Source organism: Mesorhizobium sp. M2A.F.Ca.ET.067.02.1.1, assembly GCF_004023285.1.
Taxonomy (GTDB): domain Bacteria; phylum Pseudomonadota; class Alphaproteobacteria; order Rhizobiales; family Rhizobiaceae; genus Mesorhizobium.
Window position 1 is genome coordinate 1 of record NZ_RZSB01000185.1, and the last position, 8,890, is coordinate 8,890.

General features: G+C 64.3%; 8 protein-coding genes and 1 pseudogene. 5 read left to right on the forward strand and 4 right to left on the reverse strand.

The genetic code is table 11. The features are described from left to right. Positions 1–747, reverse strand: a 747-nt coding sequence (locus EOA28_RS15010; protein WP_128315006.1) for a diacylglycerol kinase family protein, incomplete at its 3' end; no start/stop codon positions are given. A 240-nt stretch (positions 748–987) separates the two neighbouring features. Between EOA28_RS15010 and EOA28_RS15015 the strand changes: the two genes are divergently transcribed. Beyond that, complete coding sequence (locus EOA28_RS15015) at positions 988–2,349, forward strand: PRC-barrel domain-containing protein (protein ID WP_128315007.1); 1,362 nt, start codon at positions 988–990, stop codon at positions 2,347–2,349. Positions 2,350–2,393: 44 nt separating this feature from the next. On the opposite strand, the gene EOA28_RS15020 is transcribed toward EOA28_RS15015, so the two are convergent. After that, positions 2,394–3,956 carry an alkaline phosphatase family protein gene (locus tag EOA28_RS15020; RefSeq protein ID WP_189342049.1) on the reverse strand — a complete coding sequence of 521 codons (1,563 nt, stop codon included), beginning with the start codon at positions 3,954–3,956 and terminating at the stop codon, positions 2,394–2,396. A gap of 213 nt (positions 3,957–4,169) precedes the next feature. Here EOA28_RS15020 and EOA28_RS15025 point away from each other — a divergent pair, with 213 nt between their 5' ends. From EOA28_RS15025 to EOA28_RS15040, 4 genes and pseudogenes are all read left to right on the forward strand, one after another. Beyond that, on the forward strand, positions 4,170–5,102 hold the full coding sequence (locus tag EOA28_RS15025; RefSeq protein WP_128315008.1) for a VOC family protein: 933 nt from the start codon (positions 4,170–4,172) through the stop codon (positions 5,100–5,102). Between the two features lie 4 nt (positions 5,103–5,106). Next, positions 5,107–5,732, forward strand: a pseudogene (locus EOA28_RS15030) (alpha/beta hydrolase). Continuing rightward, complete coding sequence (locus EOA28_RS15035) at positions 5,733–6,032, forward strand: GNAT family N-acetyltransferase (protein WP_127252516.1); 300 nt, start codon at positions 5,733–5,735, stop codon at positions 6,030–6,032. A 298-nt stretch (positions 6,033–6,330) separates the two neighbouring features. Beyond that, positions 6,331–7,389, forward strand: coding sequence for a dipeptidase (locus EOA28_RS15040; protein ID WP_128315009.1), 1,059 nt, complete (start codon positions 6,331–6,333; stop codon positions 7,387–7,389). A gap of 7 nt (positions 7,390–7,396) precedes the next feature. Here EOA28_RS15040 and EOA28_RS15045 read toward each other — a convergent pair whose 3' ends face one another. After that, positions 7,397–7,654, reverse strand: a complete 258-nt coding sequence (locus tag EOA28_RS15045; RefSeq protein WP_126080890.1) for a hypothetical protein — start codon at positions 7,652–7,654, stop codon at positions 7,397–7,399. 2 nt (positions 7,655–7,656) lie between these two features. Continuing rightward, complete coding sequence (locus EOA28_RS15050) at positions 7,657–8,826, reverse strand: aminomethyltransferase family protein (RefSeq protein ID WP_128315010.1); 1,170 nt, start codon at positions 8,824–8,826, stop codon at positions 7,657–7,659. Positions 8,827–8,890 lie beyond the last annotated feature (64 nt).

An 8,890-nucleotide genomic window follows, 5' to 3' on the forward strand; every position in this document is an offset into this window, starting at 1 on the left:
GACATGGGCACTTTGGCGCAGCCGGCCGCGCAGCATGTCCAGCAGCAGCTTTGCCAGATGGTGACGCCGGCGCGCGACGCTGACATAGATGCCGAGCACGCCGCCGGCCGGGTTGTCGGCATAAGGCAGGTGGCCCTCGCCGAACAGGTTGTTGGAAATGCCGATGCCGGTCGTGCGCGTCACGATCTCCGCCTTGCCGATGCTCAGGCTCACTTTCAGCGCCGGTGGATTCTTGATCGCCGCCCAGGCGGCGCGCACGGAGGCCTGCATCTTTCCAAGGCGCGAGCCGAAATCCATTTTCTCGCGCAACTGGACCATCTTGGCATGCATGCCAATCGAGAACTGATGCACGAAAGGCTGGCCATTGGCGCTCGCCATGTCGACGGCGATCACCTCGCCATCGGCAAAGGACCGCAGCGCTGCCTCCAGTGTCTGCGGAATGCCCAGGCCGCGCGCGAAGAGGTTCATCGTCCCCGCAGGTAAAATAGCCAGCGCCTTCTTCTTGTTCATGAGAAGGGACGCCGCGGTCGAGATCGTGCCGTCGCCGCCACCGGCGAGGATCACGTCGATGTTGCGCCTGGCGATGGCCTTCTCCAGCGCGGTAGCGACATCCCGGCCGGCGACGATGTCGATCTCGACCGAATGTCCCGCCGCTTCAAGCGTCTGACGCAACTGTCCGGAGAAAGCTTCCATGTCGACGGTGCGGAGCGCGCCGCCGTCATGATTAAGCACCGCAGCAAACCGCATATCCGCTCCGTATTCGGTTCAAGCCGCCTTGAGCCGTCAGACCTCAGCCGAAGGCTGGAACGAGGATGCGGCCGCAAAGGTTCCAGCGTAGGTTTGGCAACCCAGACGCTGGTGAACGTGTCTTGGAACAACACCCCGGTCACAACGTTGTGAACCTGTCGACACTGCCGCTCCCGACCCGCCGTCCAGAGGCTGACCGGGTGAGCAGCATGCACAAATCAGGCACGAGGAGAGACCATCATGATCCGCACTCTTTTTGCGACCACCGCGATCGCTACACTGCTCGCAACCGGCGCCCTTGCGCAGACGACAACCGCTCCGGCGCAACAGGCCCCTGCCGCCGAAACCACGGCTCCGGTGCCGCGCGCCGACGGCGCGCTGATGTCCAATATCATCGGCGAGTCTGTCTACAATGGCACCGGCGACGACGCCCAGAACATCGGCAAGGTCGATGATGTCGTCTTCGATTCCAGCGGCAAGGCCAAATCCGCCATCATCGGGGTCGGCGGTTTTCTCGGCGTCGGCAAGAAAGACGTCGCCTTCGACTACGCGAAGCTGGAATGGGCCGAGAAGAATGGCGACCGCTGGCTGGTCGCCAAATCGACCAAGGATGAGTTGAACGCGCTGCCGGCATTCGATCGCAAGCCTTATGACCCGGCGCCGGCGCCGACGACCGATGCCACGCAGCCCGCCAACAACACGACAGCACAGGCTCCGGCGGCCGCACCGGCCGAGCCGGTGAAGAAGGCCGAGGGCAACATCGCGTCCAACATCATGGGCGAGTCGGTCTATAACGGCACCGCGGACGACGCCCAGAAGATCGGCGACGTCAACGACATCGTTCTTGCCAAGGACGGCAAGGCTGAATCCCTCGTGATCGGCGTGGGGGGCTTCCTCGGCATTGGTGAGAAGAACGTCGCCTATGACTTCGCCAAGGCAAAATGGGCCGAGAAAAATGGCGACCGCTGGCTGGTGGCCGAGACCACCAAGGAGGAGTTGCAGGCGCAGCCCGACTTCAACCGCAAGGCCTATGACCCGGCGCCGGGCACGACCACGGCCGCGAACAACGCTCCCGCGGCGACCACGCCCGCGGTGGTGTCTTCGGACACGACCTCCGACAAGGGGGCCAAGCCGGCAGAGCCCGCCCAGTCGACGGCAGAGAACAAGCCCGCGGCGCCGGCGGCCCAGAGCACTGCTGAGAACAAGCCCGCCGACAATGGCACCGCCGCAACCGACCAGACCAAGACCTCGTCCATCGACAAGTCGACGCTGACCGAAATGCCCATGGGCAATATCAGGGTCGATGATCTGAAGGGTACGACGGTCTATGGCGCCAACGACGCCGAGATCGGTTCCATCGGCGACGTCGTGCTGACGCCCGAAAACAAGCCGGACGCGGTCATCGTCGAGGTCGGCGGCTTCCTCGGCATCGGCGCCAAGGAGGTGGCGGTCGGCATGGACAAGCTCAAATTCATGACCGACAAAAACGGCAAGAAATATCTCTACACCAACTTCACCAAGGAACAGCTGCAGGCGCAGACGGCCTATGACAAGAGCAGTTATGCCGCCAATCGCGACCAGCAGCGGATGATGCTGAAGTAAGGGAATAGGGCAGTAGGGCAGTAGGGAGCGATTCCCATACTGCCCTATTGCCTTACTGCCCTACTGACGCACCCAGCCACTCCATCCTCCGTCAGTTCCGCCAAGGCCAGCGACTGGTCGAGGTGAGTAGCGCGCCAGGCTAGCATCTTCTCCGCGAACTCGAGTCGCACCGGCAGATAGGCGGGGTCGTTCGCCACATTGTTCAGTTCTCCCGGGTCTTGCGACAGGTCGAACAGAAGCGCCGGCAGGCCGCCGCCGAAATGGACATATTTGAAGCCGGCCGAGCGGATGACGGCGAGATTGCAGTCGCGCGACTCCATGCCGAAATGGCGTTCGGCGTCGCCTGCCGCGATCGTGCGGAAGTCGAATTCCCAATGCGCGGCGTCGCGCCAGTTCCCGGGGCGGTCGCCGTCAAGCCACGGGGTCAGCGGGCAGCCGTCGAGATGGCGCTGCGGCGCGGCGCCGATCAGGTCGAGCAAGGTCGGAAAGACGTCGACGGCTTCGGTGAAATGATCCACGGATGAACCGGCCGCTGCTTTCCGGCGCGGGTCGCGGACGATCAGCGGAATGTGGTAGCTGGCATCGAAGAAGCCGCCTTTGCCCAGCATGAAATGGTCGCCCATCATCTCGGCATGGTCGGATGTAAGGACGACGATGGTGTCGTCCCAGGCGCCGGCCGATTTGATCGCCTGCCAGATACGGCCGAGCTGCGCATCGACCTCCGAAATCATGCCGTAATAGATGGCGCGGATGCGGCGGAAATTCTCCTCGCTCCAGTCCGGCACGTTGCCCTTCATGCCTGGAACGAATTTCGTTCTCTTCTGGAGGGCGAGATCATAGGCGAGATAGGGGTGGCTTGCGGCTTCGGCTTGCCAATTTGCCGCCCGCTTGAAAGCGGGGCCTTCAGCCGGATCGTACATCGTATTGTAAGGCTCCGGCACGATGAAGGGCGGGTGCGGGCTGATGAAGGAGATGTGCGCGAACCATGGCGCGCCCTTCTCCTGCTCGCCAAGCCAGCGGATGAATTCGCCGGCCAGGAAAGCGCTCGGCGTCTGGTCCTTCGAATAGACCGGCGGCGCGTTGGTCACGTCGCATTCCGCCTGCCCTCCGGCCGGACGGTGGATGCCAGGGCTGCCGGAGCTCGTGTCTATGCCTTGCGCGCGCAGCCATGACAGCCACTGCTTCTGATGCTCGGGCAAAGCCTGTCGGACGGTGAAGCCAGGCAGCACGCCTTCATAACTGCGCAGGCGCGGATCCCCCGCCGCAAGCTGGCGCGGGTCGAGCGAGACATCGGTGTAGCCGAACAGGGTTGGATCGTAGCCCGCCGCGCGCGCCGAAAGCGCGATGTTGCCATGGCGCGCGTCGAGCGGCGTGCCGTTGCGGCAGACGCGATTGTTCATCTGGTAGAGGCCTGTATAGAGACAGGCGCGGGCCGGAGAACAAGGCGCTGCCCCGCCATAGTGGCGGCGGAAAAGCACGCCCTCGGCGGCGAGCGCATCCGCATTTGGCGTCTTCACCACCGGATGGCCGGCGGCCGAGAGGCAATCGCCACGCCATTGGTCGCAAGTGATGAGGAGAACATTCGGGCGGCTCGTCGGATTGTCCAAGATCGTCTCCTTGTGGAAGCGCTCAGATGGAACGGAAATCACCTGGGTTGCAAGCCGATGCTGGTGATGGATTGGTGAACATATTTTGAACGGTCGTTCACGTTTATGATACAGTCCATCCTGTGTTTGCCCGCTTTGCCGCAGAGCCGCCCCTCCTCATATTGGCGTGGACTGCGGCGAGGGCCGCGCAAGAACAAGGGAAGGAGCACAATCATGCTCAATCAGATCCAAGGCCTGCATCACGTCACCTCGATGGCGAGCGACGCACGCCGCAACAATGAGTTCTTCACGAAAAAGCTCGGCCTGCGCCGGGTGAAGAAAACCGTCAATTTCGACGCGCCGGACGTCTATCACCTCTACTATGCCGATGAGGTCGGCACGCCGGGTTCGGTGATGACGTATTTTCCGTTCCCCGATATCGGCAAGGGCCGGCACGGCGTCGGCGAGGTCGGCACGACCGTGTTCTCGGTGCCGGAAGGCACGCTCGCCTACTGGGAAAAGCGCTTCGCCGATGAGGGCGTGGGCAATGTCGCCCGCACCGAAAGCTTTGGCGAAAAGCGGCTTACCTTCACCGGCCCGGACGGCGACAGCTTCGCGCTTGTCGAGGACAAGGCCGACAGCAGAGCGCCCTGGGTCAAGGGCGGCGTTCCCGGCGACGAGGCGATCCGCGGCTTTCACTCGGTCTCGCTCCGGCTGAAGGACGGCGGCGCCACCGAGGAGCTCTTGAAGTTCATGGGCTCTGAGGAGGTCGACAAGTCCGGCAATATCCGCCGGCTGGCGATCAAGAACGGCAATGGCGCCGATGTCGTCGACATTGAATCGCTGCCGGGCGCCGGCTTCGCCAATCTCGGCGCCGGCTCGGTGCACCATGTCGCCTTCGCGGTCGAGGATCGCGCCAAGCAGCTCGAGGTGCGCAAGGCGCTGATCGACACGGGCTATGGCGTGACGCCGGTCATCGATCGCGACTATTTCTGGGCGATCTATTTCCGCACGCCGGGCGGTGTTCTGTTCGAGGTGGCAACCAACGAACCGGGCTTCGACCGCGACGAGGATACCGCCCATCTTGGCGAGGCGCTGAAGCTGCCGACGCAGCATCAGCATCTTAGGCCCTATCTCGAAGAGCACCTGCAGAAGCTGGAAGGCTGAAGCCATGAGCAAGGACGCTTACATCCACAAAATGCTGCCCGGTTCGCCGGGCAGCCCGCTCCTCTTTGTCTTCCACGGCACCGGCGCGGACGAGAACCAGCTGCTTGGCTTCGGCCGCGATCTGGTGCCTTCGGCGACGATCGTCTCGCCGCGCGGCGATGTGTCGGAGCATGGCGCCGCGCGCTTCTTCCGCCGCACTGGCGAGGGCGTCTACGACATGAACGACCTGGCGCGCGCAACATCGAAGATGGCGGGCTTCGTCAAGGCGCATGTCGAAGCGGTGAAACCATCGGCCGTGTTCGGCCTCGGCTACTCCAACGGTGCCAACATCCTGGCTTCGATGGTGTTCGCCGAGCCGACGCTGTTCGATGCCTCGGAACTCATGCATCCGCTGATCCCGTTCGAGCCGAAGGTGCAGGGCAGTCTTGCCGGCCGCCATATCCTGATCACGGCCGGCAGGCGCGAGCGATCTGCCCGCCTAACCTGACGTCGCGGCTCGAGGCCTATTTGCGTGCCGACGGCGCCGATGTCACAGTGGAATGGCACGACGGCGGGCATGAGGTTCGGCCGAATGAAATCGAAGCGGCGCGGCGGCTTTTCGCGCTCGCGCCCGCTGAAGGAGGCAAATAAATGGCTGACGAATTGCCCGAGATCGAGCTGGAAGACCGCGGCTCCAAGGGGCGCTACGTGCTGCGCGGCCCCGGCGGCGCCGAGGCCGAGATGACCTTCACCAAGATCGGCGAGCACCAGCTCATCATCGATCACACAGAGGTGCCGGACGTCTTTCGCGGCCAGGGCGCCGGGCTTCGGCTCGTCACCCGCGCCGTGGAGGATGCCCGTGCCACAGGCAAGAAGATCATCCCGCTCTGCCCCTTCGCCAACGCCCAGTTCCGCCGCCACCCGGAATGGGCGGATGTGCTGAAGCAGTAGAGAATTTCTTCCTTCCCCCCTTGCGGGGAAGGTGGCCGCGCAGCGGCCGGATGAGGGGTGCTCCGGGGAAAGCCAGCGTCTCACTCCGCTGGAACACTCCTCATCCGTCTCGACGCTGGCGCGCCGATCCACCGCCCAGGGGCGAGCCACGGGTCTCGCCCCGTCCTTCGACCCCACAAGGGGAGAAGGAAGAGGCCTAGTCTTGCCATTTGCACCGGCCGGCCATCTTGCCTAAGTTGACGGTTCGTTCGGACGAAACCTGTCGTCCCGCCTGTCCCCGATTTGAATGGCTCCCCTGATGACCGATACCGACCTGATCCCCGTTTTCGACGGACACAACGACACGCTGCTGCGACTCTACCAGTCGAAGGAAGCCGATGTCGAAAAGCTGTTCATCGAGGGAACGCCGGGTGGCCATATCGACCTGCCGCGCGCCAGAAAGGGCGGCTTTGCCGGCGGCATGTTCGCGATCTGTCCGCCGCCGGTCGAAAAGTCGAAGCGCAGCGCCGTGCCGCCGGCGCCGAGCGACAACGAGCCGTTGCCGCCCGAGCTGCCGCAGGCAGAAGCGATCACCTCAACCATAGGGATGGCTTCGATCCTGTTCAGGCTGGAGCGCGCCGGCGCGCTGACCGTCTGCCGCAGCGCCGGCGATGTGCGCGACGCGATGGCGAAAGGCTCGATCGCGGCGATTTTCCATATCGAAGGCGTCGAGGCGATCGATCCCGGACTCGCCATGCTCGACGTGCTGCACGCCGCCGGGCTGCGCTCGCTGGGCATCGTCTGGAGCCGCCCGAACGCCTTCGGCAATGGCGTGCCGTTCCGCTTCCCATCCTCGCCCGATACCGGGCCTGGCCTCACCGATGCCGGCAAGGCGCTGGTCAAGGCATGCAACCAGCTCAGGATCATGATCGACCTGTCGCATCTCAACGAGAAGGGTTTTCGCGACGTGGCCGAGCTTAGCGACGCGCCGCTGGTCGCGACTCATTCCAACGTGCATGCGATCTGCGGCCATTCGCGCAACCTGACCGACTGGCAGCTCGGCGCGATCCGCGAATCGGGCGGCATGGTGGGCCTTAACTTCGCCACCGGCTTCCTGCGCGAGGATGGCCGCATGAACGCCGACACCAGCATCGACATCATGGTGCGCCACATCGATTCGCTGTTGCAGGCGCTGGGCGAGGACGGCGTGGGTCTCGGCTCCGATTTCGACGGCGCCATGATCCCGGCCCCGATCGGCGACGTCGCTGGCCTGCCGAAGCTCATCGATGCGCTCGCCACGCGCGGTTTCGGCCGCGCGCTGATCGAGAAGATCGCTTATCGCAACTGGCTGAGTGTGTTGGAAAGAACCATAGGGTGAAGCGTGCCTACTGCGCGTAACCCATTCGCTTCAGCCAGTCTTTGCCAACGCCGCGGTCGCGGATGACCGGCAGAGGGTCCTCCTGATCGAGCCGGGCGCAGATGCGGTAGACCTCCAGCGTCTCGGCATTCATCTCGCCGCGCTTGAAGAAATACATCGCCGCCGCGTAGCGGGTGCGGCCGGACCACATCTCGCCGAGCGGCGTGTTGACCAGCTGCCACTGCTCGGCGGCTTCCGCCTCGAGGTCTTCCGCTTCGCTTGCCATCGTCAGAAGTCCGCCGGCGGGTTGGCGGTGCGGCGGTCGAGCTTGATGAAGGGCCGCGGCACCACCTTCGCCTTCTTCATCAGCTTCTGGTACTGCAGCTCGCGCATGGCGTAGATCTCGACCCAGAGATCGTCGACGATCGTGTCGCCATAGGGCCGCTGCAGGGAGGCGAGCGCGATGTTGCGCTTGGCCATGGGCGACCACATCGCCGCGCTGACCAGCCCGACCTCCTGGCTCTTCCTGTAGTAAACGATGGCATGCTCGGCCGGGATGTTGCCTTCGATCTCCAGCCCAACCAGCACATGGCGCAGCTTCTTCCTGCCGCGCGCTTCGAGGATGGCGCGGCGGCCGTTGAAGTGGCCCTTGTCCGAATCGATCATGAAGCCGAGGCCGATCTCGTCGGGCATGCGCAGGCGGTCGGCGCGAATGGCGTGCTCGGCAGCTGTGAAGTCGGCATTGGCGACGATCAGCCCGGCTTCCAGCCTGGCGCGGTTCAGCGCGGTGTAGCCGATGGCGCGGATGCCGCGCAGCTCGCCCGCCGCCATCAGCCGGTCCCAAAGGCTCAGCGCCTTGTCGGCCGACACGAACAATTCGTAGCCGAGATCGCCGGTGAAGCCGGTGCGCGAGATGGTGACGGTGCCACCGTCATGCGCGAATTCGGCAAGGTCGAAGATTTTCAGCCGCTGGATGCCGGCGAAGCCCGCGTCGCGCAGGATGGCGAAGGAGGTCGGGCCCTGCAGCGCGAGGCCGGCGACGGCTTCGGTCTCTTCCTCGACGCTGACCTCGTAGCCAATCGCGCTGTCGAGCAGCCAGGGCAGATGCCGCTCCTGCGAACCCAGGCGGAAGCGCGTCGGCGAGAGCCGGAACAGCGTTCCGTCGTCGAGCACGAAACCGTCGTCGTCGCACCAGGCGGTGTAGTGGACGCGGCCGGGTTTCAGTTTTGTCACGTCGCGCAGCGTGACGCGGTCAAGATAGGCTTCGGCGTCTGGGCCTTCGATCCGGTATTTGGTCATCGGCGAGATGTCGAACAGCGCCGCCTGGCTGCGGATGGCGAAATATTCGAGCTCCTCGTCCCACAGGGAATGCGGCGCGCGATAGCCGGCCCAATTGTACCAGTCCTCCTTCAGCCCCAGCGCGTCGATGCGCGGCTGGAAAGGCGTGCCGAGCCGCAGCGTGCGGAAGTGGGATTGGGCGGTTGTACGAGTGTCGGCCGAGGGCTTGGTCGTGGGATGATGG